The organism is Pseudomonas sp. PDM17, assembly GCF_014851985.1.
Taxonomy (GTDB): domain Bacteria; phylum Pseudomonadota; class Gammaproteobacteria; order Pseudomonadales; family Pseudomonadaceae; genus Pseudomonas.
In genome coordinates this window covers 372,085-396,938 of record NZ_JACVAT010000006.1, presented here as the reverse complement: position 1 = coordinate 396,938, position 24,854 = coordinate 372,085, and the positions used below count along the sequence as shown (strand labels likewise).

Here is a 24,854-nt window from a genome sequence, read left to right as displayed (position 1 = left end):
TTTGGGAGAGGGCCGGGGGGAGGGAAGGCACGGCACACTGCCGGCCCTCACCCCAACCCCTCTCCCAGCGGGAGAGGGGAGCCGGAATCAACGGCCGCCCATGATCCCGATGTAGTCCTGGGTCCAGCGGCTGTACGGGACGAACTTGCCGCCCTCGGCCACCGGAGTCTTCCAGAACGCGATCTTGTCGAACTGGTTGTAGCCGTTGGTGGCGCAGCCTTCGCCGCCCAGCAGGGTGCTGGCCTTGCAGCCTTCGGGTACGGCCGGCACGGAGCCGAACCAGGCGGCTACGTCGCCCTGCACCTTGGGTTCCAGCGACCAGTTCAGCCACTTGTAGGCGCAGCTCGGGTGCTGGGCTTCGGCGTGCAGCATGGTGGTGTCGGCCCAGCCGGTGACGCCCTCTTTCGGGAACACGGTGGCGATCGGCTGACCTTCGGCCTTCAGGGCGTTGGCCTGGTACGGCCAGGCGCTGGAAGCGGCGACGCCTTCGTTCTTGAAGTCGCTCATCTGCACGGTGGTGTCGTGCCAGTAGCGGTGGATCAGGTCATGCTGCTTGCGCAGCAGTTCGACCACGGCGGCGTATTGCTTCTCGTCGAGCTGGTACGGATCGGTGATGCCCAGCTCCGGCTGGGTCGCCTTTAGGTACAGCGCGGCGTCGGCGACGTAGATCGGGCCGTCGTAGGCCTGCACGCGGCCCTTGTTCGACTTGCCGTCAGGCAGGTTCTGGGCGTCGAACACGACCTTCCAGCTGTCCGGCGCGGTGGGGAAGACCTTGGTGTTGTACATCAGCAGGTTCGGGCCCCACTGGTACGGTGCGCCGTAGGTCTTGCCGTTGACCACGTACCAGGCGGCGTCCTTCAGGCGCGGGTCGATGTTCTTCCAGTTGGGGATCAGCGACGGATCGATCGGCTGCACGCGCTTGCCGTAAATCAGGCGCAGAGAGGCGTCGCCGGATGCGGTGACCAGGTCGTAGCCGCCCTTGGCCATCAGGCTGACCATCTCGTCGGAGGTGGCGGCGGTCTTCACGTTGACCTGGCAGCCGGTGTCCTTCTCGAACTGGGTGACCCAGTCGTAGTTCTTGTCGGACTGGCCGCGCTCGATGTAGCCGGGCCAGGCGATGATGTCCAGGCGGCCTTCGCCTTTGCCGACTTCCTTCAGGGCCTCGGCGGCCTGGACGCCGGCGCTGGCCAGCAGGGCGGTGGTGATGGCACTGAGCAGTGCGGTCTTGCGCATCGGGTGTCTCCCTCTCGTTGTTGTCTCTATTGGTGGGGCAGTTCAATCGAGCAACAGCCCTCTGACGGCTTGGCGTCGGGGCGTTTCTTATGTGCCGGCGGGCGGCCCCGCCGGGTGGTTCAATCCAGCCGCTGGCCGTGGCGCGCCATGATGTGGCGCACCACGCTGTAGTCCTGCAGCGAATCGCTGGACAGGTCCTTGCCGTAGCCCGAACGCTTGAGTCCGCCGTGGGGCATCTCGCTGGCGAGCATGAAATGGGTGTTGATCCAGGTGCAGCCGTACTGCAGGCGGTTGGCGATCTGGAAGGCCTTGTCGAGGTTCTGCGTCCATACCGAGGAGGCCAGGCCGTACTCGGAGTCGTTGGCCCAGTCCACCGCCTGTTCCAGCTGGTCGAAACGGGTCACGGTGACCACCGGGCCGAACACCTCGCGCTGGACGATCTCGTCCTGCTGCTTGCAGCCGGCCAGCAGGGTCGGCTGGTAGTAGAAGCCGGGGCCCGAATGCACGGCGGCGCCGGTGATGCGCTCGATGTGCGGCTGGCCGAGGGCGCGTTCGACGAAGCTGGCGACGCGGTCGCGCTGGCGAGCGCTGATCAGCGGGCTGATCTCGTTGTCGGCATCGCGCTTGCGAGCGAAGCGAATGCTGGCCACGGCGTCGCCCAGTTCGGCGACGAGGCGGTCATGGATACCGGCCTGCGCATAGATACGGCAGGCGGCGGTGCAGTCCTGGCCAGCGTTGTAGTAACCGTGAGTGCGTACGCCTTGGACCACGGCTTCGAGGTCGGCGTCGTTGCAGACGATCACTGGCGCCTTGCCGCCCAGTTCCAGGTGGGTGCGTTTGAGGGTCCGCGCGGCGGCCTGGAGAATCTTCTGCCCGGTGACGATGTCGCCGGTCAGCGAGACCATGCGCACCTTCGGGTGGCTGACCAGGTGGCTGCCGACGCCTTCGCCGCCGCCGCAGACGATGTTGATCACGCCGGCGGGGAGGATTTCTGCCAGCGCCGGGGCCAGCGCCAGGATGCTCAGCGGGGTGTGCTCGGACGGCTTGAACACCAGGGTGTTGCCGGCGGCCAGAGCGGGAGCGATCTTCCACGCAGCCATCATCAGCGGGTAGTTCCAGGGCGCAATCGACGCGACCACACCGACCGGATCGCGACGCACCATGCTGGTGTGGCCGGGCACGTATTCGCCGGCGAGCTGGCCCTGCTGGCAGCGCACGGCGCCGGCGAAGAAACGGAACACGTCGGCGGTGGCCGGGATGTCGTCCTGGCGCGCCAGGTGCAGCGGCTTGCCGCAGTTCAGTGATTCCAGCTGGGCGAGGTCATTCGCGCGCTTGTCGATGGCATCGGCGATGGCGAGCAGGGCGGTGGCGCGCTGTGCGGGCGTGGTGCGGGCCCAGGCGGGGAAGGCGCGGTGCGCGGCAGCGATGGCCTGCTCGACCTGATCCAGGGAGCCGTCGGCGATGCTGATAAGGGTGTCGCCCGAGGTCGGGTTGATGATCGGCTCGGCCATGCCTTCGCCGGCGACCAGTTGGCCGTCGATCAGCATGGCGGTGTGCAGGGTTACGCCGGTCATCTTGGAAACTCGTCTTTTATCTGTCTTGTTTTCGGTGGCCATGTGCGTGCTCCGGATGGGGCGATCCCCGGAGCCGGCCCTTTGTATGAGGGCAGAGACTAGAGTCCGGGCGTGGGGTCGACAAATTCTAATTACTGAAAGCGGCGTTCGATTAAATCGAATGGCTGACTTTGTTGCACCGAACTCGTAGGGCGCATAACGCCCAAGGCGCTATCCGCCATCAGCGCCGCTCCGAATCCTGTTGGCGGATAACCGCAAGCGGTTATGCGCCCTACGTTCAGATGGAAAGCTTCTTCGCGTTGGGCTGCTCTCGGGCCACGGTGAGGAACGGGTCCACCAGCGGCGGCCGCGCGGTGCCACGGCGCCAGGCCAGGCCGACGTCGAGCGGCTCGGAGAGGTCCACCAGCGGCCGCGCCTCGATGATGTCGCCTTCCAACGACCAGGGGCGGTAGGTCATGTCCGGCTGGATCGACAGGCCCAGGCCCGCCGCCACCAGACTTCGCACGGCCTCCACCGAGGCCGTGCGCAGCGTCACCTGCGGCACCAGCCCGGCGCGGGACCAGATGCGCTGAGTATGCAGACCCATCTCGTCGGCGTTCAGCTGGATCAATGGTTCGCCCGCCACATCGGCCAGGCCGATGCTGTCGCGCTCCAGCAGCGGGTGCTGCGCCGGCAGCCACAAACGATGCGGCGAGTGGGTCAGCACCTCGGTCTGCAGGGCGTGGCGGTCTTCCAGGTTGGAGAGAATCAGCACGCCGACATCGATCTCGCCGCTCACCAGCAGGTGCTCGATATACGGGCGTTCGTCCTCTACCACGCGGGTCTGCACGTTGGGGTAGGCGCGCTGGAAACGGTTGATCAGGTCCGCCAGGTAGTAGCCCGCTACCAGGCTGGTCACGCCGATGGTGAGGCTGCCGGCCACCTGGTCGGTGCTCTGCTGCAGGCTGCGCTTGGCGTTCTCCACCGTGGCCAGGATCAGGTGCGCCTGGCGCAGGAACTGGTGGCCCTGGTGGGTCAGGGTCATGCCCTTGGCGTGGCGGTCGAACAGGCGCACGCCGATCTCCTCCTCCAGTTGCTGGATGGCCAGGGTCAGGGTGGACTGGGAAATGAACACCGCCTGGGCGGCAGCGGAAATCGAACCGGTCTCGGCGACGGCGATGAAATGGCGAATCTGGCGGAGCGTCATCATGGTGATTGGCCGCTGGTGCGCGGAGCCGCGATCTAGAGCCTTGTCTAGCCGGTCTCGGCGCTTTTCATTGTTGATTATCGAAAATCTATAGGAGCATTCTTTTAAATCGAATGAAAGCGGCCTATTTGCGCTGCGGACCCGCCGGCATTGGCCCGCAATATCCGGAAGCACACTGTCGCTGCGTCCCGACCGTGCGCTGGACTAGAGTCGGAATCCACAATTTTCGATAGACAGTGGAGATCGCCATGAACACTCGCGGCCTGCTCGACCAACTCCTCAGATCCGGCCAGGACCTCCTGCAGAACAAGGGCGTGGCCCGGCAGGACGGTGCTCAGCAGTCCTCTTCGTCCGGCAAGGGCGGCGGCCTTGATCTGGGCAGCCTGCTCTCCGGCGCCGGTGGCGGCGCCCTGGCGGCGGGCGCGCTGGGCCTGCTGATGGGCAGCAAGAAGGCGCGCAAGATCGGCGGCAACGTCGTCACCTATGGCGGCCTCGCGGCGCTTGGCGTGCTTGCCTACAAGGCCTATGGCAACTGGCAGCAGAAGCAGGCCAGTGCCCCGCGCGGCGAGCCGCAGACCGTCGACCGCCTGCCACCGGCGCAGGCTGAGCAGCACAGCCACGCCATCCTGCGGGCCATCGTCGCCGCCGCGAAGGCCGACGGGCATATCGATGATCGCGAACGCCAGCTGATCGACGGCGAAATCGCCAAGCTCACCGGCGACGTCGAGCTGCAGGGCTGGCTCGAGCGCGAGCTGGCGAAGCCGCTGGACCCGGCCGAAGTCGCCCGCGCCGCCACCAGCGAGGAAATGGCGGCCGAGATGTACCTGGCCAGCCTGCTGATGGTCGACGAGACCAGCTACATGGAGCGCGCCTACCTTGACGAGCTGGCCCGCCAGCTGAGCCTCGACGCCGGCCTCAAGGTCGAGCTGGAAGCCCAGGCGCAGAAGGCGCTGGACGCCGTGCCCGCGTGACCTTCCTCGCAATCGCCGGCTGAAGTCGGCGCCGGGCGGCAATCGCCTGGCTGGCAATCTCTCGCGGCGGCAGGCTTCGCCCCGGGTGTCCCGCCCTGACACCCGGCCGGCGAACGGCGCTGGCGCATCGGTGTGGCGGGACTATCGTTGCCCAACGCATAGCGAGAGTTGTCATCTCATGAATGCTGGTTCTCTTTTCGATCAACTGCTCAAGGCAGGTCAGAGCTCATTGCTGCAACAGGTTGGCGACGCCGCCCGGCGCGCCACGCAAGCCGGCGAGGGTCACTCCATGAACACTGCAGATCTACTGGAACAACTGCTGCGCGGCAGCCAAGGCGCATCGGGACAACAGGGCGGCGGCGCGGGAGGCCTGGGTGGCCTCGGCGGGTTGCTGGGTGGGTTGCTGGGCGGCTCCTCCGGCGGCGCCGGTGGCGGGCTCGGCGGCCTGGGCGACGTACTGGGCGGCATGCTCGGCGGCGGCATGAACAGCGGTGGCGCGCCGCAAGGCCGCACGGGCAGCAGCGGCGGTATCAACTACGCCATGCTCGCGTCGCTGGGCATGATGGCCTTCCAGGCTTATCAGAATTACCAGCGCCAGCACCCGGCCGCGGCTCCTCAGCAGCAGTCGCTGATGACCGTGGACCAGCTCTCCGGCCCGGAGGCCGAGGCTCATAGCCATGCGATCCTGCGTGCCATGATCGCCGCGGCCAAGGCCGACGGGCGCATCGATGAAAAGGAAAAAACCGCCATCCAGGCCGAAATCGCCCGCCACACCGATGAGCCGGAGCTGCAGGACTGGCTGGATGCTGAGGTGCGCAAGCCGCTGGACGCTGCCGAAGTCGCCGAATCCGCCCAGGGCGACCCGGCCGTGGCTGCGGAGATGTACCTGGTCAGCGTGATGCTGGTGGACGACCAGCAGGGCACCGAGCGCACCTACCTGGACGAACTCGCCTACCACCTCAACCTCGCCCCGGAACTCCAGGCCCACCTGGAGCAGCAGGCCAAGGCCGGCGGTGAAGTAGCTTGATACAACTCAGCGCACGGCTGTAGGAGCGTTCGTACAATTTAACGGTCAGAGCGCTCGGACGAACGCACCCACGCGGTGCGTTCGTTCTTCATTTCTGCAAGGAGGCTTCATGCCGTTCGTACGATTCACCCTTCCCACCGCGCTGCTGCTCAGCGCCACCGCCACCTTCGCCAACGCCGCCAAGCTGGAAGACGTCGCGCCTTATCCCAAGGCCGAGGACGGCTTTGTGCGTCAGGTCATCCATCTGCCCAGGGAGGCGCAGGAAGAGAACTTCAAGGTCGAGATCCTCGCCGGCAAGACGCTGACCGTCGACTGCAACCGCCAGCGCCTGGGCGGCACCCTGGAAGAGAAAACCCTGGAAGGCTGGGGCTACTCCTACTACCGCCTGGACAAGGTCAGTGGCCCGGCCAGCACCCTGATGGCCTGCCCGGATGGCAAGACCCGCCAGGACTTCGTCCCGGTGGTCGGTGACGGCTTCGTGCTGCGCTACAACAGCAAGCTGCCCATTGTGATCTACGCGCCGAAAGACGTCGAAGTGCGCTATCGCCTGTGGTCGGCCTCCGAGAAGGTCGAGAAGGCTCGCGCGGAGTAATCCGCTCCCGACAGGGGTGGGCCTGCCCGCGATCGCGCGAGTACGCGTGGTTGGATCCAGACAGTGTCCGGAAGGACAGTCGCGACTCGCTTCACCCGCTTTGACGGGGGGAGTGGCGTTCGGATCGACCATCGGCCCTGCCGACGGATCGCGCGCATGGCACGCTCCTGCAGGGGCACGACTACGGGGAGGCTTTTACTGGACGAATGCAGCGAGGTCCTTTCTCAACTGAGCGAGGATGACCGAAGGCTTGCCGTCGCCCCATCCCAGATGCACGCCCATCCTGTCGAGGCACGCGATGGCCGCCATGGCGGAGGCTTTCAGCGAGGCGTCCATGCTGCCGGTGATCTTCATTTGCCCGAATGCGGCGGCAATGACGACGTGGCAGCTCTGGTAGATGTCCGGTTCAAGTTCTTTGTTTTCCGGCTTGAGTGCGTCTTCGATATCGATCGAAACGGGCTCGATGAAGGTCATTCCCCACTGGGTTTCGATCAGCCATCGGGGGAAGTCCGCGACGTTCGGGTTCTTCTGGGGGCGGATGAAACCGGCAAGCTCGCTGAGGGCATCGCTGCCTTCGTCGCTGCCGAAGGGCGCGTCTTCATCGCAGCAGTCGAAGTAGACGTCATCGGCGAAGTGGGTAACGAAGCGCGGGTGCGAGGTCAGGCGATGCAGCCCGACTTCCTCGTCGTCGAAATAACGGTGGCTGTCGTAGTCGAAGGGGAAGTCGACATAGCCTTTCTTCATCTTGCCCTGGATGAGCTTCCGAGCCTGCGCTTCGCACGCTTCAGGGGAGGTGAATTCCTTGATCTGGTTGCGCCCGCTGGTGCTGCTCTTGCCGTAGTTGACCAGCAATTCCGAGCCCAGCGTTTCGATGCGCCAGAACTTGTCCGCTTTTTCTTCCGTGAACTTCAGTGACGCCTTCATCCTGACCTCAGTTGGTTTGCAGGTGGGAATTATCTGAATTCCCGGCTGAATGGTCGAGCATGTAGGGCGGATAACGCCCCAGGGGGTTATCCGCCCTACGCATTCACTCCGGGTTTACCGCCCACCAGTATTCCCTGTTCGCGCCCGCAGACTTCCACCAGGAAATCCCACACCAGTCGCAGCCGCACCGAGCGGTGCAGTTCGCGCCGGGTACACATCCAGTATTCCCGTTCGATGAATTCTTCCGGCAGCACCGGCACCAGCCGCGGGTCGTGCAGGCCCATGTACTGCGGGAGGATGGCGATGCCGATGCCGGCCTGGGCGGCCTGTTGCTGGGCGACCACGCTGGTGCTGCGGAACACTACCTGCGGGTGGCGGCAGAAGCTGTGGTGGAACAGCAGTTCCTGGCTGAACAGCAGGTCGTCGACGTAGCCGATCCACGGGTGGCGGCTGAGGTCTTCGCGGTCGCGCAGGGGCGGGGCGTTTTCCAGGTAGGCGGGGCTGGCGAACAGGCTCAGGCGGTAGCTCGTCAGGCGGCGGCTGATCACCAGGTCGGCGCTCGGGCGTTCCAGGGTGATGGCGATGTCCGCCTCGCGGTTGGTGATGCTGACGAAGCGCGGCACCGACACCAGTTCCACTTCCAGGCCGGGGTAGCGCTGCATCAGTTCGCCCAGGCGCGGGGCGAGAAACATGGTGCCCAGGCCTTCGGTGACGCCGATGCGGATCTGCCCCAGCGGCGAGATGGCCTGGCTCATTTCCTCCTGGGCGAGGAGGGCGGTGTTCTCCATGGCCTCGGCGTGCTTGAGCAGTGCCTGGCCGGCCGGGGTGAGCTGGTAGCCGCCGGTGTGCTGGGCGAACAGCTGGGTGCCCAAGTCGCGCTCGATGCTCTCGATATGCCGCGCCACCGTGGCGTGGGTGGTGCCCAGGCGCTTGGCAGTGGTCAGCAGACGCCCGCTGCGGTGCAGCTCCAGGAAATAGCGCAGGTCATTCCAGTCGAACATCTCGGCAGTCCTTGTTGTTAGAAAACGCACAGCAGCTGACTCGAAACGACTGTTCTTTTATCACGAACGAACGACTAGGCTCGGTCCTCAGATAAAAAGAACAAGCACGACGAGGGACTTCTCCATGCCCCAGGCACTGGATGCTTATGACTACCTGATCGTCGGCGCGGGCCCTGCCGGTTGCCTGCTGGCCAATCGTCTGTCCGCCGACTCTGCCAACCGCGTGCTGCTGCTCGAAGCCGGCGGCCCGGACAACTATCCCTGGATCCACATTCCCGTCGGTTACCTCTACTGCATCGGTAACCCGCGCACTGACTGGTGTTTCGACACCGAGACGGTGCCGGGCCTGAACGGCCGCGCCATCAAGTACCCGCGCGGGCGCACCCTGGGCGGTTGCTCCTCGATCAACGGCATGATCTACATGCGTGGCCAGGCACTGGACTACGACGGCTGGGCCGCCGAGGGCAACGCCGGCTGGGGCTGGAATGACCTGCTGCCGCTGTTCATGAAGATGGAGGACCACTTCGGCGGGTCGAGCGAGCTGCACGGCTCGGGCGGCGAATGGCGGGTCGAGAAGCAGCGGCTGTCGTGGACCATCCTCGATGCCTTCCGCGAGGCGGCAGCGCAGTCTGGCGTGCGCCCGGTGGACGACTTCAACGGCGGCGACAACGAAGGCTGCGGCTACTTCCAGGTGAACCAGCGTTCCGGCGTGCGCTGGAACGCCTCGAAGGCCTTCCTGCGACCCATCGCCAACCGCCCCAATCTCACTGTGCTGACCAACGTGGAGGCCCTGCGCGTGTTGCTGGAGAACGGTCGCGCCGCCGGGCTGGAAGTGAACTGGCAGGGTGCGCGACGCGAGCTGCGGGCCCGGCGTGAAGTGATTCTCTGCGCCGGTGCGATCAACACGCCGGTGCTGCTGCAACGCTCCGGCATCGGCCCGCGCGATCTGCTGGAGAAACACGGTGTCGGCGTGCGCCATGAGCTTTCCGGCGTCGGCGGCAACCTGCAGGATCACCTGCAGCTGCGCCTGATCTACCGCATGAACGGCGCGCCCTCGCTGAACCAGATCGCCTCGACGCTGTGGGGCAAGATGGGCATGGGCCTGGAGTACCTGTTCAAGCGCAGCGGCCCGCTGTCCATGGCGCCGAGCCAGCTGGGCGCATTCGCCAAGTCCGATCCCGGCCAGCGTTCGGCCAATCTCGAGTACCACGTGCAGCCGCTGTCGCTGGAGCGCTTCGGCGAGCCGCTGCACAGCTTCCCGGCGTTCACCGCTTCGGTGTGCGACCTGCGCCCGCTGAGCCGTGGCTCGGTGACGCTGCGTTCGCTGGACCCGCGCGACAAACCGGTGATCCAGCCCAACTACCTGAGTCACCCGCAGGACCTGCGCGTGGCCGCCGACGCCATCCGCCTGACCCGCCGCATTGCCTCCGCGCCGGCGCTGGCGCGCTACCAGCCGGTGGAGTTCAAGCCCGGCCCGGATTACCAGACCGAGGAAGACCTGCACCGCGCCGCTGCTGAGATCGGCACCACCATTTTCCACCCGGCCGGCACCTGCCGCATGGGGCAGGACGAGGGCGCGGTGGTGGACAGCCAGCTGCGCGTGCACGGCATCCCCGGCCTGCGCATCGCCGATGCTTCGATCATGCCCAGCCTGACCTCCGGCAACAGTTGCTCTCCGGTGCTGGTGATCGCGGAAAAGGCCGCGCAGATGATTTTGAGCGAACCCGCGCGTGGCGCGGAGGTCATCCCTTCCAGTGGGCACACACAGGAGGAAGCTCCGGTGGCGTGACGGCGATCCCGTCTGCCCACTTTTTTATTTGGCGTGTAGCAAATCAACGGTATCGCGCGGTGTGAAAACCGTGGCAGTCGAGGCTGACAAAAACAAAAGCCCCCAGAAGGGGCGGGAGAGCCCGCAATGACCGATCCAGCAATCACGAGTGCGACACAGACCAGCTCCTATGAGCGGCCCGCGACCTCGCGTCGCGACGAGCGCAAGGTGATCTTCGCCTCGTCGCTCGGCACGGTGTTCGAGTGGTACGACTTCTTCCTCTACGGGTCGCTGGCGGCAATCATCGCCAAGCACTTCTTCGCCGGGGTCAACGACACCACCGCCTTCATCTTCGCCCTGCTGGCATTCGCCGCCGGCTTCCTCGTCCGCCCCTTCGGCGCGCTGGTGTTCGGCCGCCTGGGGGACATGATCGGGCGCAAGTACACCTTCCTCGTCACCATCCTGCTGATGGGCCTGTCGACCTTTGCGGTGGGCCTGCTGCCGGCCTACGCCACCATCGGCGTGGCGGCGCCGATCATCCTCATCGTGCTGCGCCTGCTGCAGGGCCTGGCGCTGGGCGGTGAGTACGGCGGCGCGGCGATCTATGTGGCCGAGCACGCGCCGGACCACAAGCGCGGCGCCTACACCAGCTGGATCCAGTGCACCGCCACCGCTGGCCTGCTGCTCTCGCTGGTAGTGATCTGGGGTTGCCGCCAGCTCACCGGCGCCGAGTTCGAGACCTGGGGCTGGCGCCTGCCGTTCCTGATCTCCATCGTGCTGCTGGGCATCTCCACCTGGATTCGCCTGTCGATGCACGAGTCGCCGGCGTTCCTGAAGATGAAGGCCGAGGGCAAGGTGAGCAAGTCGCCGCTCAAGGAGTCCTTCACCCACTGGGGCAACCTGAAGATCGTCCTGATCGCGCTGTTCAGCATCAACGCGGGCCAGGCGGTGACCTTCTACGCGGCGCAGTTCTACGTGATGTTCTTCCTCACCCAGGTGCTGAAGGTGGACCCGGCGTTGTCCAACGGGTTGCTGATCATCTCCCTGGTGATCGGCGCGCCGCTGTTCGTGGTCATGGGCTGGCTGTCGGACAAGGTCGGGCGCAAGCCGGTACTGATCACCGGCCTGTTGCTGGCCACGGTGCTGTACTTCCCGCTGTTCCAGGCGCTGACCCACTACGCCAACCCGCAGATCGATGCGGCCACGCGCCAGGCGCCGGTCACCGTGATGGCGGACCCGGCCACCTGCACCTTCCAGTTCGACCCGGTGGGCAAGGCCAAATTCGACAGCGCCTGCGACAAGGCCAAGACCCTGCTGGTGAAGGGCGGCGTGCCCTATAGCACAGTGGCCGCGCCGGCCGGCAGCGAGCTGGTGGTGACGGTGGGCGAGAAGCGCCTCGAGGGCTTCGACGCCGCCGCGCTGGGCGCTGCGGTGAAGGACGCCGGCTATCCGACCGTGGCTGATTCCTCGCTGGTGAACCGGCCGATGGTGGTGGCGATCATCGTCGCGCTGATCTTCATCGCTACCTGCTGCTACGGCCCGCTGGCGGCGCTGATGGTCGAGCTGTTCCCGACGCGCATCCGCTACACCTCGCTGTCGCTGCCGTACCACATCGGCAACGGCTGGTTCGGCGGACTGTTGCCGACCATCTCGTTCGCGCTGGTGGTGTACACCGGCAACATCTTCTACGGCCTGTGGTACCCGGTGCTGATCACGGCGATGAGCCTGGTCTGCTCGCTGCTGTTCCTGAAGGAGACCAAGGACAACGACATCCACGCCGACTGATCCCCGGCTGAGGTGAAAGGGCCCGGCTGGTTGCCGGGCTTTTTTCATCTCTGTCGCCAGCGCGGGAGTCCTGCGTGGCATCGGTTGCGGCTTCGCCTTAGGATGCCGTGCCCGGTACACCGCCGGATCACTCAAGGAGCGAATACGATCATGGCCATCAGGAACGAAAAGCTGAGTCAGTACACCTTCCTCGACGACATGGTGCGCGACAGTTACTTCCCGCCGCAGCTGGTCGCCAAGGGGCAGCAGTTGCTGGTAGCGCTGTGCGAGGCCATCGAGGCGCAGGCGCCGGCGGACCTGGAGGCGCTGTACGCGCTGACCCATGAAACCACCCTGGCCTTCAATGCACTGGGCGAGGAGTTCGAGGACCAGGGCAGCGAGATCGAGACGGCGGCGCGCGACAGCATCGGCGGGGATGTCGCCTTCATCGCCGAGGCTTACGGATTCGATGCCGATATCGAGGAGCTGATCGCGCCGCGCGAGTGGTAGCTCGTTCGAGCTTCCGTGAAATGACGAAGGCCCGGCTTGATGCCGGGCCTTTTCGTTGGGGCGCCGGAATCCGCCTGTAGGAGCTGGGTAGTTCGCGGGCAGGGAGGGAGGCACCTTGTAGGATGGGGGGAGCGCAGCGATACCCATGCTGTCGATGCGCCGGAGTCGATGGGTATCGCTGCGCTCCACGCCATCCTACGTTCGAGGTTTTTCCCGATATCGGTGGGTGCGAGAAGAAAAACAAAAGGCGCCCGAAGGCGCCCTTTGTGGCAAGCAGCGACGATCAGCGGAAAGCCGGCACCACGTGCTTGATGAACAGTTCCAGCGACTTCTTCTTCTGCGCATACGGCAGGCTGTTGTCGGCCCAGAAGCTGAACTCGTCCACGCCCAGTTCCTGGTAGTGGCGGATGCGCGCGATGATTTCTTCCGGGGTGCCGATCATGGTGTTCTTGCGGATGTTCTCCAGTTCGAACTCCGGGCGCTCCTTGAACTTCTCCTCGGGGCTGGGCGGCAGCAGGCCGTTGACCGGGGTCTGCTTGTTGCCGAACCAGGCGTCGAAGGTGCGGTAGAAGCGCGAGATGGCCTCGGCGCCAACCTTCCAGCCTTCCGGATCGTCGGCGGTATGCACGTGGGTGTGGCGCAGCACCATCAGTTGCGGGCGCGGCACATCCGGGTTGTTGGCCAGGGCGGCCTCGAACTTGTTCTTCAGGTCGACGACTTCCTCGTCGCCCTTCATCAGCGGCGTGACCATCACGTTGCAGCCGTTGGCCACGGCGAAGTTGTGCGAATCCGGGTCGCGGGCGGCGATCCACATCGGCGGGGTCGGCTTCTGGATCGGGCGCGGCGAGGAGGTGGAGGTGGGGAACTTCCAGATCTCGCCTTCGTGGGCGACATCGCCCTGCCACAGCGCCTTCACCACCGGGACCATCTCGCGCAGGTACTTGCCGCCGTCGCCGGCCGGCATGCCGTTGGCCATGCGGTCGAACTCGTACTGGTAGGCGCCGCGCGCCAGGCCCACTTCCATGCGGCCGTTGCTGATCACGTCGAGCAGGGCGCATTCGCCCGCCACGCGGATGGGGTGCCAGAACGGCGCGATGATGGTGCCGGCGCCCAGGCGGATGGTTTGGGTGCGCGCGGCGAGGTAGGCCAGCAGCGGCATCGGGCTCGGCGAGATGGTGTACTCCATGGCGTGGTGTTCGCCGATCCAGACGGTGGAGAAGCCACCGGCCTCGGCCATCAGCGTCAGCTCGGTGAGCTCTTCGAACAGCTGGCGGTGGCTGGGCTGGTCGTCGTAGCGCTCCATGTGCACGAACAGGGAAAACTTCATATCGCTTACCTCGAACCTTTCTTGTATCCGGCGCGGCAGCCGGCGGGAGATGCGCAGGCACGCATCGCTGCTTTTCGGCGGTCAGGCGCGGCGGCGGGATGAGTGGCCGTTTTCCGCGCTAGGGAATCCGTTGCATATTGGTATACCATAATACGGGATGTCTGCAAGGCGTTTCTGCCGCGAGCAGACCAAGGGAGTAGGGATGAACCTCAAACAAAAACTGATCCTCGCCTTTTCCGCCATCGCCAGCCTGCCGGTGATCCTCGTCGCCGTGCTGGTGATCCTCAACCTGCGCGGCGAGGCGCGGGAAAGCTTCATCGACGGCAGTAGCCGGGAGATCCGCCAGGTCGAGAACGCCATGCAGATCTTCTTCGACGGCATCACCCAGAACGTCGAATACCTCGCCAGCCATCCGCAGCTGGCGGCCATCGACAGCAGCCTCAAGCAGTACATCGGCGCCGACGCCGCGCAGCACCCGACCGGGGAGCTGGACAAGCGCGTCTTCGACCTCTTCACCGGCCTGGCGCAGAGCCATACGGATTACGCCTACGTTTCCCTCGGCACCCGCGAGGGCGGCTACAGCTTCTGGCCGGGCGACGCCAAGCTGGCCAACTACGACCCGCGCACCCGCCCCTGGTACCAGGCGGCCATGGCCCAGCCGGGCAAGACCCTGCGCACCAAGGCCTACTACTGGGCCGCGGACAAGGTGGTGCTGGTAAGCAGCGTGCGGACCTTCGCCAACCAGTTCGGCCCGCAGGGCGGGGTGGTCAATATCGACGTCTCGCTCAAGCGCCTGACCGATATCGTCAAGGCTATCCGCCTGGGCGAATCCGGCTACCTGATGCTGATGGAAGGCGACGGCACCATCCTGGTCGACCCGCACAGCCCGGAGAACAACTTCAAACAGCTGGGCGAGCTGGGCGGCGATTTCCAGCGCCTGGCCAGTGCGCAGAAAGGGCTGGTGGAAGTGACTATCGGCGGCGAGCCCTACCTCGCCAACGTCTGGCCGTCCGAGACCCTGGGCTGGCGCTTCGTCGGGCTGATCAAGGAAAGCGAGGTGATGAGCAAGGCGACACGCCTGACCTGGGGCATCGCCCTGGTGGCGGTGATCATTGCGCTGGTGTTCGCCGGCCTCGGCTCGCTGTTCGCCGGGTTGGTAGTGCGTCCGGTGCGCGCCGTGGCAGCAGGCCTGGAAGGCATTGCCCAGGGTGACGGTGATCTCACGGGCCGTCTTGCCGTGCGTGGCCGCGACGAGACGGCGCAACTGGCCGGCTGGTTCAACCAGTTCCTCGATGCGATCCGCCGGTTGGTGCAGAGCATCGGCACCGCCGCCGGCAGTATCCACCAGAGCTCGGGCAGCAGCCGCGAGACCTCCCAGGCGCTGGCCGATACCGCCGCGCGTCAGCGTGAGGCGGTGGACATGGTCTCCACCGCGTTCAACGAGATGGTCATGACCGCCAACGAGGTCGCGCGCTCCTGCAGCCAGGCGGCGGAATCCGCCGACAGCGGCCAGCGCCAGGCCCACGATGGCCAACTGCAGATCGACGAGGCGGTGGACAGCGTGGGTCGTCTGAGCGACGAGATTGCCCACTCGGCCGACGCCATGCGTCAGCTGGAGCAGGACAGCAACGACATCCAGTCGATTCTCGGCACCATCCGCTCCATCGCCGAGCAGACCAACCTGCTGGCACTCAACGCGGCCATCGAGGCGGCGCGGGCGGGCGACCAGGGTCGTGGTTTCGCCGTGGTGGCCGACGAGGTGCGCGCGCTGGCGCGGCGCACGGCGGAGTCCACCGGCGAGATCGACAACCTGCTCGGCACCCTGGCCCGCCGCACCCACGACACCGGGCGGCAGATGCAGTCGAGCCTGGAGGCGTCGCAGCGCACTGTCGGTTCGATCCGTGAGGCGCGCGCTTGCTTCGGGGCGATCCGCGAATCGGTGGACGTGATCCGCGACATGAACGCCCAGATCGCCACCGCCGCCGAGGAGCAGCACCAGGTGGCAGAGGAGATCAACCGGCACATCAGCCAGATCCACCGTGACGCCCAGGAAGTCGCTAGCCTGGCGGACGCCACGCGGGGCGATGCGCAGACCCTGAGCGGGCTGTCGGACGAGCTGAACCGCCTGGTGTCGCGGTTCAGGACCTGATGGGAAAAAGGGCTCGCGAATGCGGGCCCTTTTTTTGCGGCTGAGAAAGGTGGTTCCCTGTAGGAGCGCGCCTGGCCTACCTGGCGCTGCGCCGGGCTCATCGGCGCGTCGGATCGATGGGTATCGCTGCGCTCCACGCCATCCTACGTTTGCGCCTCATGGTGGCTCCGCCGCTGGCGAAGGTAGGGCGCATCAGGACCAGCCAACAGACAAAAGAAAAGCCCCTTCTCACTCCCGCAAGAAGGGGCCTGCGCCGGACGGCGAAAGATCAGGCGGTCAGGCGAAAGCCTGCAGCGCGCCCATCTTTCCGCGGCAGTAAATCATCGGGGTGATCTGCTGGTCCGGCACGATCAGGTTCTTCACGGCGCCGACCAGGATGGCGTGGTCACCGCCTTCGTATTCGCGCCACAGCTCGCATTCGATGATGGCGGTGGCGTTCTCCAGCAACGGGTTGCCGCGTTCGCTCAGGGTCCACTCGATGCCCTGGGTCTTGTCCTTGCCCTTGCTGGCGAAGGCATAGGCCTCGCCCTTCTGGTCGGCGGAGAGCAGGTGGATGGCGAAGTGCTTGCGGCGGATCAGCACCGGGTAGGAATCGGAGCTGTAGTTGGGGCAGAACAGCACCAGTGCCGGGTCCATCGACAGGGAACTGAAGGCACTTGCGGTGAGGCCGACCACCTGGCCATCGTCGTCCATCGTGGTGATGACGGTGACGCCGGACGGGAAGGAGCCCATGACTTGTTTGTAGGCAGCGTGGTCGATCATTGCGAGTACCTGTCTTGTGAGCCGGCCATCGGGAGTGGTCGTTTCGTCTGATGGTATACCGTAATACTTCGAAAGCAAGCCCTTTCTTTTCCCGATGGATGGACGGTGAAAGGCCGACTGTCGGCTGGAGGCTACGGAATACGGGGCTTTCGCCGATAGCGTGAGTGTCCGCCAGACACCCCGCTGGCTACCATTCGACCAACGGTTACTCAGAAATACCTTGCCTGGTATTTGGAATACCATAATATTGCCTCCATCACCGCAGCGCCGTTTCTGCCCGATTCAGGGCGCCGGATGACCAGACCTTACAAAGACAATAAGCAAGGCAAAAACGATGTCCGATACTCCACTGATCGAGAACCATACCGTCGATTACGTGCCGCCGGCCGAGCGTCATGGGCGCTCCCGTGACCTGTTCACGCTGTGGTTCAGCACCAACATCGCACCGCTACCGGTGGTCACCGGCGCGATGGCGGTGCAGGTGTTCCATCTCGACCTGCTCTGGGGCCTGATCGCCATTGTCCTGGGCCACATGTTCGGCGGCGTGTTCCTCGCCCTGGCGTCGGCGCAGGGCCCGCAGATGGGCATCCCGCAGATGGTCCAGAGCCGGGGCCAGTTCGGCCGTTACGGCGCCTTGCTGATCGTGTTCTTCACCGCACTGATCTACGTCGGCTTCTTCATTTCCAACATCGTCCTGGCGGGCAAGTCGATCCAGGGCCTGGTGCCGGCGACCCCGACGCCCGTGGCGATCATCCTCGGCGCACTCAGTGCCACCGCCATCGGCGTGATCGGCTATCGCTTCATCCACACCCTCAACCGTATCGGCACCTGGGTGATGGGCGGCGCGCTGCTGCTGGGCTTCGTCATCATGCTCGGCGGCGACCTGCCGGCGAACTTCCTCTCCCGCGGCGCCTTCAACCTGTCCGGCTTCCTGGCCACCCTGTGCCTGGGCATCATCTGGCAGATCAGCTTCGCGCCCTACACCTCGGACTACTCGCGCTACCTGCCGGCCAGCGTCGGTATCGGCAAGCCGTTCCTGGCGACCTTCGCCGGCGCGGTGGCGGGCACCAGCCTGTCGTTCAGCTTCGGCGCCGTCGCCGTGCTGGCGACCCCGGAGGGCACCGACGCGATGGTCGCGGTCAAGCAGGCCACCGGTATGTTCGGCCCGGTGCTGATGCTGCTGTTCCTGCTCAACATCATCAGCCACAACGCCCTGAATCTTTACGGCGCTGTGCTCTCCATCGTCACCTCGATCCAGACCTTCGCCGGCAGCTGGACGCCCAGCGTGCGGGTGCGCGTGGTGCTGTCTTCGGTGGTGCTGGCGGGCAGCTGCCTGATGGCGCTGGGCGCCTCGGCCAATTTCATCTCGCAGTTCATCGGCCTGATCCTGGCGATGCTGATCGTGCTGGTGCCCTGGGCCTCGATCAACCTGATCGACTTCTACCTGATCAAGCGCGGCCGCTACGACATCAACTCGATCTTCCGTCGTGACGGCGGCGTGTACGGGCGCTTCAACCCGCACGCGATCATTGCCTACTTCATCGGCATCATCGTGCAGCTGCCGTTCGCCAATACCTCGCTGTTCGTCGGCCCGTACGCCAACTACATCGACGGGGTGGACCTGTCGTGGCTGGTCGGCCTGCTGGTGACCGTCCCGCTGTACTACTGCCTGGCCACCCGCGGCCAGGCCCGCGAAGTCGGCCAGCCGGTGGCGCTGGGGATCGCGGAATAAGGTTTCGACCTGGGTTTTACACTCTCTGCCCTGCCGGGTTTCGGTGGGGCTTTTTTTTGTCCGGATTTTTCAGGACACGCCGAGTGGTCAATCGACGCCGGCCTTGCCGGCGGATCGCGGGCATGGCCCGCTCCTACAGGGAGCACGCTCTTGCTTTGATGGCTTCCAGTGGAACATCCACGCGCGCCGAAGTGCCCCTTTCAGGAGGCCGAAGGTGATCGGAGTTTCAGGGGTTGAGCGACATGGATGTCGCGAGAGCGTTGTCGGGCCAGGGATGGCCCGTCAACGCGGGCCCCTGGAACTCCGAGGAACCGAGGGTACTTTTCGCGAAGCGAAAAGCCGGATGGCAGGGGCAAGCCTTTTGGTTACTTTTCGGCGTTTGGAAAAGTAACTCGCCCGAGGGGGCGAAACCAGAAGTCCGCGCGCACACCGAAGCGGCGCTGGAACACCCAGGTCAAAGCATCGCGAATGGAGTCCGCACCTACGGCGGAAGAGTCGGCCTAAACCTGTAGGAGCGGGCCTTGCCCGCGATCCGTCGGCAGGGCCGACGGCAATCCCGCTCGCCCTTGGCCGGGGCCTTACCCCTCGAACCCCTCGACGATGACGATATCCGCCTTCGCCACGCCCTGCCGGTGCGCGCAGGCTTCCTGGTATTCCGCCGAGCGGTAGCAGGCCACCGCCTGCTCATAGGAATCGAACTCGATCACCACGCTACGCTGAGGAGTAGGGCGCCCCTCCAGGGCCTCCGAGCGTCCGCCGCGGGCGAGGAACTTGCCGCCGTACCTGGCGAAGGCCGCCGGGGCGCGGCGGGTGTATTCGCTGTATTGCTCCGGGTCGGTGATATCGACGTGAGCGATCCAGTAAGCCTTCATGTTCACCTCTGCTTGCTGCTGTTTCGGATAAGAAATGTATTATGGTATACCAGATTTTTTCATCCACGATCCAGCCGAGTACCGCACCATGCCGTTCGACCGCATCGAAGACATCATCGAAGACTACCGCCAGGGCAAGATGGTGCTCCTGGTCGACGACGAAGACCGTGAAAACGAGGGCGACCTGCTGCTCGCTGCCGAGCGCTGCACGCCCGAGGCGATCAACTTCATGGCCCGCGAGGCACGTGGGCTGATCTGCCTGACGCTGACCGATGAGCACTGCGCCCGCCTGGGCCTGGAGCAGATGGTGCCGGCCAACGGCAGCGCCTATTCCACTGCCTTCACCGTGTCCATCGAGGCGGCCACCGGCGTTTCCACCGGCATCTCCGCCGCCGACCGCTCGCACACCGTGATCACCGCCGTGCAGCCGGGCGCCCGCGCCGAGGACCTGGTGCAGCCCGGCCACATCTTCCCCCTGCGCGCCCGCGAAGGCGGCGTGCTGACCCGCGCCGGCCACACCGAGGCGGGCTGTGACCTGGCGCGCCTGGCGGGGCTGACCCCGGCCTCGGTGATCGTCGAAGTCATGAACGACGACGGCAGCATGGCCCGGCGTCCTGACCTGGAAGCCTTCGCCAAGCGGCACGGCATCCGCATCGGCACCATCGCCGACCTGATCCACTACCGCCTGAGCAACGAGCACACCGTCGCGCGCATCGGCGAGAGCGAGTTGCCCACCGTGCACGGCACCTTCCGCCTGGTCACCTACGAGGACCGCATCGAAGGCGGCGTGCACATGGCCATGGTCATGGGCGACATCAAGCGCGACGAGCCAACCCTGGTGCGCGTGCACGTGATCGATCCGCTGCGCGACCTGGTCGGCGCCGAGTACACCGGGCCGAAGAACTGGACCCTCTGGGCTGCCCTGCAGAAGGTCGCCGAGGTCGGTCACGGCGTGGTCGTGGTGCTGGCCAACAACGAATCCTCCCAGGCGCTGCTGGCCCGCGTGCCGCAGCTCACCCAGGCGCCGCGACAGTTCACCCGCTCGCAGTCGCGCATCTATTCGGAAGTCGGCACCGGCGCGCAGATCCTGCAGGACATCGGCGTTGGCAAGATCCGCCACCTGGGCGCGCCGCTGAAGTATGCCGGGCTCACCGGTTACGACTTGGAAGTGGTGGAGACGTTGCCCTTCGAGGGCTGATCCGTTCGTCCGCTCGCTGTGCTGGCTTTTCGCCAGAATATTTCAGCACGGCGAGTGTGAAAAAAGATTTCCTTTCCAATCAATAACCTGAGCAGAACGAGGAACGACGCGGTGTCCGCCCAAGCTTCGCTGCCACGATGGCCGGTGTCGCCGAGGACTTGCGGAAAGTTTGGAATACCATAATATGACATCCCGTAGGCCTTGCAATTTCTGCCAGTCAGCGTGCCACTCCATCGCAACCTGACGACGCTACGGCCACCTGCTCCAGACAGGCGTTCCACGAAGAGCGCCGTGAACAATCACAACAATGAGGGCAAGCAAGATGGTGTTCAAAAAACGTGCGATCGCGGTCCTGACCGCTGCATTCCTCGGCGCAACCGGCACCGCTGCCTTCGGCGCCGACAGCCTCAGCTTCGTCAGCTGGGGTGGCACTACCCAGGATGCGCAGAAGCAGGCCTGGGCCGAACCCTTCAGCCAGTCCACCGGCATCCCCGTCGTGCAGGACGGCCCCACCGACTACGGCAAGCTCAAGGCCATGGTGGAGAGCGGCAACGTCCAGTGGGACGTGGTCGACGTCGAAGCCGACTTCGCCCTGCGCGCTGCCGCCGAAGGCCTGCTGGAACCCCTGGACTTCAACACCATCAAGCGCGACCGCATCGACCCGCGTTTCGTCTCCGATCACGGCGTCGGCTCCTTCTACTTCTCCTTCGTGCTCGGCTACAACCAGGGCAAGGTCGGCGGCAAGCAGCCGCAGGACTGGTCGGCGCTGTTCGACACCGCCACCTATCCGGGCAAGCGCGCGCTGTACAAGTGGCCGAGCCCCGGCGTGCTGGAGCTGGCCCTGCTGGCCGACGGCGTGGCCAAGGACAAGCTCTACCCGCTGGACCTGGACCGCGCCTTCAAGAAACTCGACACCATCAAGAAGGACATCGTCTGGTGGGGCGGCGGCGCTCAGTCGCAGCAACTGCTGGCCTCCGGCGAGGCGACCCTCGGCCAGTTCTGGAACGGCCGCATCTACGCCCTGCAGCAGGACGGCGCGCCGGTGGGCGTGAGCTGGAAGCAGAACCTGGTCATGGCCGATTTCCTCGTGGTGCCCAAGGGCGCCAAGAACAAGGATGCTGCGATGAAGTTCCTGGCCAACTCCAGCAGCGCCAAGGGCCAGGCCGACTTCGCCAACCTGACTGCCTACGCCCCGGTGAACCTGGACAGCGTCGGCCAGCTCAAGGCTGATCTTGCGCCGAATCTGCCCACCGCCTACGCGCAGGAGCAGATCACCCTCGACTACGCCTACTGGGCGAAGAACGGCCCGGCGATCGCCGCACGGTGGAACGAATGGCTGGTCAAGTGAAAATGGCTGTGATGCAGCCGGGCCAGGCCTCCGGGGGCGCCAAGCGCGCCGCCGGCTCGCCGGCCCCGAAGGCAGAACCCATGCGACAGGATGAACTGCTCACCCACCGCTGGCGGGGTTTCCGCAACCTGCTGCCGGCGCTGCTGTTCCTCGGCCTGTTCTTCCTCGCCCCGCTGATCGGCCTGCTGCTGCGCGGCGTGCTGGAGCCGACCCTGGGCCTGGACAACTATGCCCAACTGTTCGCCAACTCGGCCTATTCGCGGGTGCTGTTCAACACCTTCGCGGTCGGCGCGCTGGTCACCGTGATCAGCCTGCTGCTGGGCTTCCCGCTGGCCTGGGCGATCACCCTGGTCCCGCGCGGCTGGGGGCGCATGCTGCTGAACATCGTGCTGCTGTCGATGTGGACCAGCCTGCTGGCGCGCACGTACTCCTGGCTGGTGCTGCTGCAGGCCTCGGGGGTGATCAACAAGACCCTGATGGCGCTGGGCATCATCGACCAGCCGCTGGAACTGGTGCACAACCTCACCGGCGTGGTGATCGGCATGAGCTACATCATGATCCCGTTCATCGTGCTGCCGCTGCAGGCGACCATGGCCGCCATCGACCCGATGGTGCTGCAGGCCGGCTCGATCTGCGGCGCCAGCCCCTGGACCAACTTCTTCCGGGTATTCATCCCGCTGTGTCGGCCGGGTCTGTTCTCCGGCGGCCTGATGGTCTTCGTCATGTCCCTGGGTTACTACGTCACCCCGGCGCTGCTGGGCGGGGCACAGAACATGATGCTGCCGGAGTTCATCGTCCAGCAGGTGCAATCCTTCCTCAACTGGGGTCTGGCCAGCGCCGCCGCCGCGCTGCTGATCGCCATCACCCTGGTGCTGTTCTACCTCTACCTGAAGCTGCAACCGGAATCCCCGGTGGCTTCCAGTAGCGCGAGGTAAGCCATGCTGCTCTCACCCAATGCCATGAGCCGGCGCATGCGCGTCGGCCTCTACCTCACGACCGGCACCATCGCGGCCTTCCTGCTGCTGCCCATCGTGTTCATCGTCCTGCTGTCGTTCGGCTCCTCGCAGTGGCTGGTGTTCCCGCCGCCGGGCTGGACGCTGAAGTGGTACGGCCAGTTCTTCTCCAACCCCGAGTGGATGAGCGCAGCGTTCGCCAGCCTGAAGGTGGCGATCCTCACCACCCTCTGCTCGGTCGCCCTGGGCCTGCCCACCGCCTTTGCCCTGGTGCGCGGCAAGTTCCCCGGCCGCGAGCTGCTCTACGGGCTGTTCACCCTGCCGATGATCGTGCCGCTGGTGATCATCGCGGTGGCGGTGTACGCGCTGTTCCTCAAGCTCGGCTACACCGGCACGCTGTTCTCCTTCGTGGTCAGCCACGTGATAGTCGCGCTGCCGTTCACCATCATCTCGATCATCAACTCGCTGAAGCTGTTCGACCAGTCCATCGAGGACGCCGCAGTGATCTGCGGGGCGTCGCGCCTGCAGGCGGTGATGAAGGTGACCTTCCCGGCGATCCGCCCCGGCATGGTTGCCGGCGCGTTGTTCGCCTTCCTGGTCTCCTGGGATGAAGTGGTGCTGAGCGTGATGATGGCCAGCCCGACCCTGCAGACCCTGCCCGTGAAAATGTGGACCACCCTGCGCCAGGACCTGACCCCGGTGATCGCCGTCGCTTCGACGCTGCTGATCGGCCTGTCGGTGCTGGTGATGGTGATCGCCGCCGCCCTGCGCCGGCGCAACGAAATCCGCGCCTGAGCGCCGAGGTAAATGCCATGAGTGCCGTGATCCAAGAATCCCGCGAGCAGCAGACCCTGGTCAGCCTGCGCAACCTGAACAAGTTCTATGGCGACTTCACCGCCGTGGACAACATCTCCCTCGACATCCAGGACGGCGAGTTCCTCACCTTCCTCGGCTCCAGCGGCTCGGGCAAGAGCACCACGCTGTCGATGCTGGCCGGCTTCGAGACGCCCAGCAGCGGCGAAATCCTGGTGGAAGGCCAGTCGCTGGTGAACGTGCCGCCGCACAAGCGCGACATCGGCATGGTGTTCCAGCGCTACTCGCTGTTCCCGCATCTCTCGGTGCGCGACAACATCGGCTTCCCGCTGGACATCCGCAAGCAGAAGGGCGCCGAGCGCGACCGTCGCGTCGACGCCATGCTCAAGCTGGTGCAGCTGGACAAGTTCGCCCACCGCCGCCCCGCGCAGCTCTCCGGCGGCCAGCAGCAACGCGTCGCCATCGCCCGCGCGCTGGTCTACGAGCCGCGCATCCTGCTGATGGACGAACCCCTCGGCGCGCTGGACAAGAAACTGCGTGAAGACCTGCAGGACGAACTGCGCCACCTGCACCGTCGCCTGGGCATCACCATCGTCTACGTCACCCACGATCAGGAAGAGGCGATGCGCCTTTCCCAGCGCATCGCCATCTTCAGCCACGGCAAGATCGTCGGCCTGGGCAGCGGCTTCGACCTCTACCAGAACCCGCCGAATGCCTTCGTGGCCTCGTTCCTCGGCAACTCCAACTTCCTCCGCGCCCGTGCCCACGGCAACGCCGCGGCGGAATTCGAAGGCCGCGCCCTGGCCATCCGCCCGACCGCGAACCTGCGCGAAGGTCAGGACATCCTGCTGATGGTGCGCCCGGAAAAAGCCCAGGTACTGAGCCCGGCCCAGGCTGCCGCCACGCCGTTGGCGGCGGGCTGGAACGAGATTCCGGCGAAGGTGGCCGAGACGGTGTTCCTCGGCGAGAGCCTGACCTGCAGCGTGGTCACCGCCAGCGGCGCGACCCTGACGCTGAAGGAGCTTTCCGGCAACACCCAGCCGCTGGCCCCCGGCAGTGAAGTCCGCGTGCGCTGGGCTGCCGCCGATGCGTGCGTGTATGACCAGTGGAACGAAAGCGACCTGACCAAGGGCGCGCACTGATTCGGTTC

The 24,854-nt window shown here is 65.5% G+C and carries 21 protein-coding genes and 1 pseudogene; 14 read left to right on the top strand and 8 right to left on the bottom strand.

The window, feature by feature from the left end; genetic code table 11:
- Positions 1-87: 87 nt before the first annotated feature.
- The 3 genes from ydcS to IB256_RS22940 all read right to left on the bottom strand — a co-directional run bounded on the left by ydcS (position 88) and on the right by IB256_RS22940 (position 3,996).
- Positions 88-1,233: a putative ABC transporter substrate-binding protein YdcS gene (ydcS, locus tag IB256_RS22950; RefSeq protein ID WP_138212586.1), complete on the bottom strand. Its 1,146-nt coding sequence runs from the start codon at positions 1,231-1,233 to the stop codon at positions 88-90.
- Positions 1,234-1,352: 119 nt separating this feature from the next.
- The gene (locus IB256_RS22945; protein ID WP_412547971.1) at positions 1,353-2,807 is read right to left on the bottom strand and encodes a gamma-aminobutyraldehyde dehydrogenase; all 1,455 of its coding nucleotides are present in this window, start codon (positions 2,805-2,807) and stop codon (positions 1,353-1,355) included.
- Between the two features lie 277 nt (positions 2,808-3,084).
- Positions 3,085-3,996 carry a LysR family transcriptional regulator gene (locus IB256_RS22940; RefSeq protein WP_081517787.1) on the bottom strand — a complete coding sequence of 304 codons (912 nt, stop codon included), beginning with the start codon at positions 3,994-3,996 and terminating at the stop codon, positions 3,085-3,087.
- A gap of 245 nt (positions 3,997-4,241) precedes the next feature.
- Between IB256_RS22940 and IB256_RS22935 the strand changes: the two genes are divergently transcribed.
- The 3 genes from IB256_RS22935 (at position 4,242) to eco (ending at position 6,583) form a co-directional block, all read left to right on the top strand.
- Positions 4,242-4,964: a tellurite resistance TerB family protein gene (locus IB256_RS22935; RefSeq protein WP_192289497.1), complete on the top strand. Its 723-nt coding sequence runs from the start codon at positions 4,242-4,244 to the stop codon at positions 4,962-4,964.
- A 289-nt stretch (positions 4,965-5,253) separates the two neighbouring features.
- Positions 5,254-5,991, top strand: a complete 738-nt coding sequence (locus tag IB256_RS22930) for a tellurite resistance TerB family protein (protein WP_192289495.1) — start codon at positions 5,254-5,256, stop codon at positions 5,989-5,991.
- A 109-nt stretch (positions 5,992-6,100) separates the two neighbouring features.
- A complete protein-coding gene (gene eco, locus IB256_RS22925; RefSeq protein WP_192404171.1) occupies positions 6,101-6,583 on the top strand; it encodes a serine protease inhibitor ecotin in 483 nt (160 codons plus the stop codon).
- Positions 6,584-6,778: 195 nt separating this feature from the next.
- Here eco and IB256_RS22920 read toward each other — a convergent pair whose 3' ends face one another.
- Both IB256_RS22920 and IB256_RS22915 read right to left on the bottom strand, forming a co-directional pair.
- On the bottom strand, positions 6,779-7,507 hold the full coding sequence (locus tag IB256_RS22920; protein ID WP_192404169.1) for a WGR domain-containing protein: 729 nt from the start codon (positions 7,505-7,507) through the stop codon (positions 6,779-6,781).
- A 95-nt stretch (positions 7,508-7,602) separates the two neighbouring features.
- On the bottom strand, positions 7,603-8,508 hold the full coding sequence (locus tag IB256_RS22915) for a LysR family transcriptional regulator (protein ID WP_192404167.1): 906 nt from the start codon (positions 8,506-8,508) through the stop codon (positions 7,603-7,605).
- A gap of 124 nt (positions 8,509-8,632) precedes the next feature.
- On the opposite strand from IB256_RS22915, the gene IB256_RS22910 reads away from it, so the two are divergent.
- The 3 genes from IB256_RS22910 (at position 8,633) to IB256_RS22900 (ending at position 12,550) form a co-directional block, all read left to right on the top strand.
- Positions 8,633-10,297 (top strand): GMC family oxidoreductase, encoded by a 1,665-nt coding sequence (locus IB256_RS22910; RefSeq protein WP_192404165.1) that lies wholly within the window; start codon positions 8,633-8,635, stop codon positions 10,295-10,297.
- 126 nt (positions 10,298-10,423) lie between these two features.
- Entirely contained in the window at positions 10,424-12,061 is a 1,638-nt protein-coding gene (locus tag IB256_RS22905) for an MFS transporter (protein WP_192289485.1), read from the top strand.
- Positions 12,062-12,211: 150 nt separating this feature from the next.
- On the top strand, positions 12,212-12,550 hold the full coding sequence (locus IB256_RS22900) for a DUF5713 family protein (protein ID WP_192404163.1): 339 nt from the start codon (positions 12,212-12,214) through the stop codon (positions 12,548-12,550).
- A 283-nt stretch (positions 12,551-12,833) separates the two neighbouring features.
- On the opposite strand, the gene IB256_RS22895 is transcribed toward IB256_RS22900, so the two are convergent.
- Positions 12,834-13,877, bottom strand: coding sequence for an LLM class flavin-dependent oxidoreductase (locus tag IB256_RS22895; protein ID WP_192289481.1), 1,044 nt, complete (start codon positions 13,875-13,877; stop codon positions 12,834-12,836).
- Positions 13,878-14,034: 157 nt separating this feature from the next.
- On the opposite strand from IB256_RS22895, the pseudogene IB256_RS31040 reads away from it, so the two are divergent.
- Both IB256_RS31040 and IB256_RS31035 read left to right on the top strand, forming a co-directional pair.
- A pseudogene (locus tag IB256_RS31040) lies at positions 14,035-15,168 on the top strand (cache domain-containing protein); the annotation flags it as partial.
- A 129-nt stretch (positions 15,169-15,297) separates the two neighbouring features.
- On the top strand, positions 15,298-16,026 hold the full coding sequence (locus tag IB256_RS31035) for a methyl-accepting chemotaxis protein (protein WP_405306969.1): 729 nt from the start codon (positions 15,298-15,300) through the stop codon (positions 16,024-16,026).
- A gap of 276 nt (positions 16,027-16,302) precedes the next feature.
- Here IB256_RS31035 and IB256_RS22885 read toward each other — a convergent pair whose 3' ends face one another.
- Complete coding sequence (locus IB256_RS22885) at positions 16,303-16,788, bottom strand: flavin reductase family protein (RefSeq protein WP_151186231.1); 486 nt, start codon at positions 16,786-16,788, stop codon at positions 16,303-16,305.
- A 334-nt stretch (positions 16,789-17,122) separates the two neighbouring features.
- Between IB256_RS22885 and IB256_RS22880 the strand changes: the two genes are divergently transcribed.
- Positions 17,123-18,520 (top strand): purine-cytosine permease family protein, encoded by a 1,398-nt coding sequence (locus tag IB256_RS22880; protein WP_081517803.1) that lies wholly within the window; start codon positions 17,123-17,125, stop codon positions 18,518-18,520.
- 578 nt (positions 18,521-19,098) lie between these two features.
- On the opposite strand, the gene IB256_RS22875 is transcribed toward IB256_RS22880, so the two are convergent.
- Entirely contained in the window at positions 19,099-19,392 is a 294-nt protein-coding gene (locus tag IB256_RS22875) for a DUF1330 domain-containing protein (protein ID WP_081517804.1), read from the bottom strand.
- Positions 19,393-19,480: 88 nt separating this feature from the next.
- Here IB256_RS22875 and ribBA point away from each other — a divergent pair, with 88 nt between their 5' ends.
- The 5 genes from ribBA to IB256_RS22850 all read left to right on the top strand — a co-directional run bounded on the left by ribBA (position 19,481) and on the right by IB256_RS22850 (position 24,846).
- Positions 19,481-20,590, top strand: coding sequence for a bifunctional 3,4-dihydroxy-2-butanone-4-phosphate synthase/GTP cyclohydrolase II (ribBA, locus tag IB256_RS22870; protein WP_081517805.1), 1,110 nt, complete (start codon positions 19,481-19,483; stop codon positions 20,588-20,590).
- Between the two features lie 322 nt (positions 20,591-20,912).
- Positions 20,913-21,938 carry a polyamine ABC transporter substrate-binding protein gene (locus IB256_RS22865; RefSeq protein ID WP_192224884.1) on the top strand — a complete coding sequence of 342 codons (1,026 nt, stop codon included), beginning with the start codon at positions 20,913-20,915 and terminating at the stop codon, positions 21,936-21,938.
- Positions 21,923-22,873: an ABC transporter permease gene (locus tag IB256_RS22860; protein WP_192289474.1), complete on the top strand. Its 951-nt coding sequence runs from the start codon at positions 21,923-21,925 to the stop codon at positions 22,871-22,873. Before IB256_RS22865 ends, IB256_RS22860 begins: the two co-directional genes overlap by 16 nt.
- Before the next feature lie 3 nt (positions 22,874-22,876).
- Positions 22,877-23,686: an ABC transporter permease gene (locus tag IB256_RS22855; RefSeq protein ID WP_081517808.1), complete on the top strand. Its 810-nt coding sequence runs from the start codon at positions 22,877-22,879 to the stop codon at positions 23,684-23,686.
- 17 nt (positions 23,687-23,703) lie between these two features.
- A complete protein-coding gene (locus tag IB256_RS22850) occupies positions 23,704-24,846 on the top strand; it encodes an ABC transporter ATP-binding protein (protein WP_192404159.1) in 1,143 nt (380 codons plus the stop codon).
- The last annotated feature ends 8 nt before the right edge of the window (positions 24,847-24,854 follow it).

Excerpts from the sequence above, each read along its gene's own strand:
- IB256_RS22860 (WP_192289474.1), top strand. The coding sequence starts at position 21,923 with ATGGCTGGTCAAGTGAAAATGGCTGTGATGCAGCCGGGCCAGGCCTCC.
- IB256_RS22930 (WP_192289495.1), top strand. The coding sequence starts at position 5,254 with ATGAACACTGCAGATCTACTGGAACAACTGCTGCGCGGCAGCCAAGGC.
- IB256_RS22855 (WP_081517808.1), top strand. The coding sequence starts at position 22,877 with ATGCTGCTCTCACCCAATGCCATGAGCCGGCGCATGCGCGTCGGCCTC.
- IB256_RS22905 (WP_192289485.1), top strand. The coding sequence starts at position 10,424 with ATGACCGATCCAGCAATCACGAGTGCGACACAGACCAGCTCCTATGAG.
- IB256_RS22935 (WP_192289497.1), top strand. The coding sequence starts at position 4,242 with ATGAACACTCGCGGCCTGCTCGACCAACTCCTCAGATCCGGCCAGGAC.
- IB256_RS31035 (WP_405306969.1), top strand. The coding sequence starts at position 15,298 with ATGGTCTCCACCGCGTTCAACGAGATGGTCATGACCGCCAACGAGGTC.
- IB256_RS22920 (WP_192404169.1), bottom strand. The coding sequence starts at position 7,507 with ATGAAGGCGTCACTGAAGTTCACGGAAGAAAAAGCGGACAAGTTCTGG.
- IB256_RS22875 (WP_081517804.1), bottom strand. The coding sequence starts at position 19,392 with ATGAAGGCTTACTGGATCGCTCACGTCGATATCACCGACCCGGAGCAA.
- eco (WP_192404171.1), top strand. The coding sequence starts at position 6,101 with ATGCCGTTCGTACGATTCACCCTTCCCACCGCGCTGCTGCTCAGCGCC.
- IB256_RS22880 (WP_081517803.1), top strand. The coding sequence starts at position 17,123 with ATGTCCGATACTCCACTGATCGAGAACCATACCGTCGATTACGTGCCG.
- IB256_RS22945 (WP_412547971.1), bottom strand. The coding sequence starts at position 2,807 with ATGACCGGCGTAACCCTGCACACCGCCATGCTGATCGACGGCCAACTG.
- IB256_RS22850 (WP_192404159.1), top strand. The coding sequence starts at position 23,704 with ATGAGTGCCGTGATCCAAGAATCCCGCGAGCAGCAGACCCTGGTCAGC.
- IB256_RS22865 (WP_192224884.1), top strand. The coding sequence starts at position 20,913 with ATGGTGTTCAAAAAACGTGCGATCGCGGTCCTGACCGCTGCATTCCTC.
- IB256_RS22895 (WP_192289481.1), bottom strand. The coding sequence starts at position 13,877 with ATGAAGTTTTCCCTGTTCGTGCACATGGAGCGCTACGACGACCAGCCC.
- IB256_RS22885 (WP_151186231.1), bottom strand. The coding sequence starts at position 16,788 with ATGATCGACCACGCTGCCTACAAACAAGTCATGGGCTCCTTCCCGTCC.
- IB256_RS22940 (WP_081517787.1), bottom strand. The coding sequence starts at position 3,996 with ATGATGACGCTCCGCCAGATTCGCCATTTCATCGCCGTCGCCGAGACC.
- IB256_RS22910 (WP_192404165.1), top strand. The coding sequence starts at position 8,633 with ATGCCCCAGGCACTGGATGCTTATGACTACCTGATCGTCGGCGCGGGC.
- IB256_RS22915 (WP_192404167.1), bottom strand. The coding sequence starts at position 8,508 with ATGTTCGACTGGAATGACCTGCGCTATTTCCTGGAGCTGCACCGCAGC.
- ydcS (WP_138212586.1), bottom strand. The coding sequence starts at position 1,233 with ATGCGCAAGACCGCACTGCTCAGTGCCATCACCACCGCCCTGCTGGCC.
- ribBA (WP_081517805.1), top strand. The coding sequence starts at position 19,481 with ATGCCGTTCGACCGCATCGAAGACATCATCGAAGACTACCGCCAGGGC.
- IB256_RS22900 (WP_192404163.1), top strand. The coding sequence starts at position 12,212 with ATGGCCATCAGGAACGAAAAGCTGAGTCAGTACACCTTCCTCGACGAC.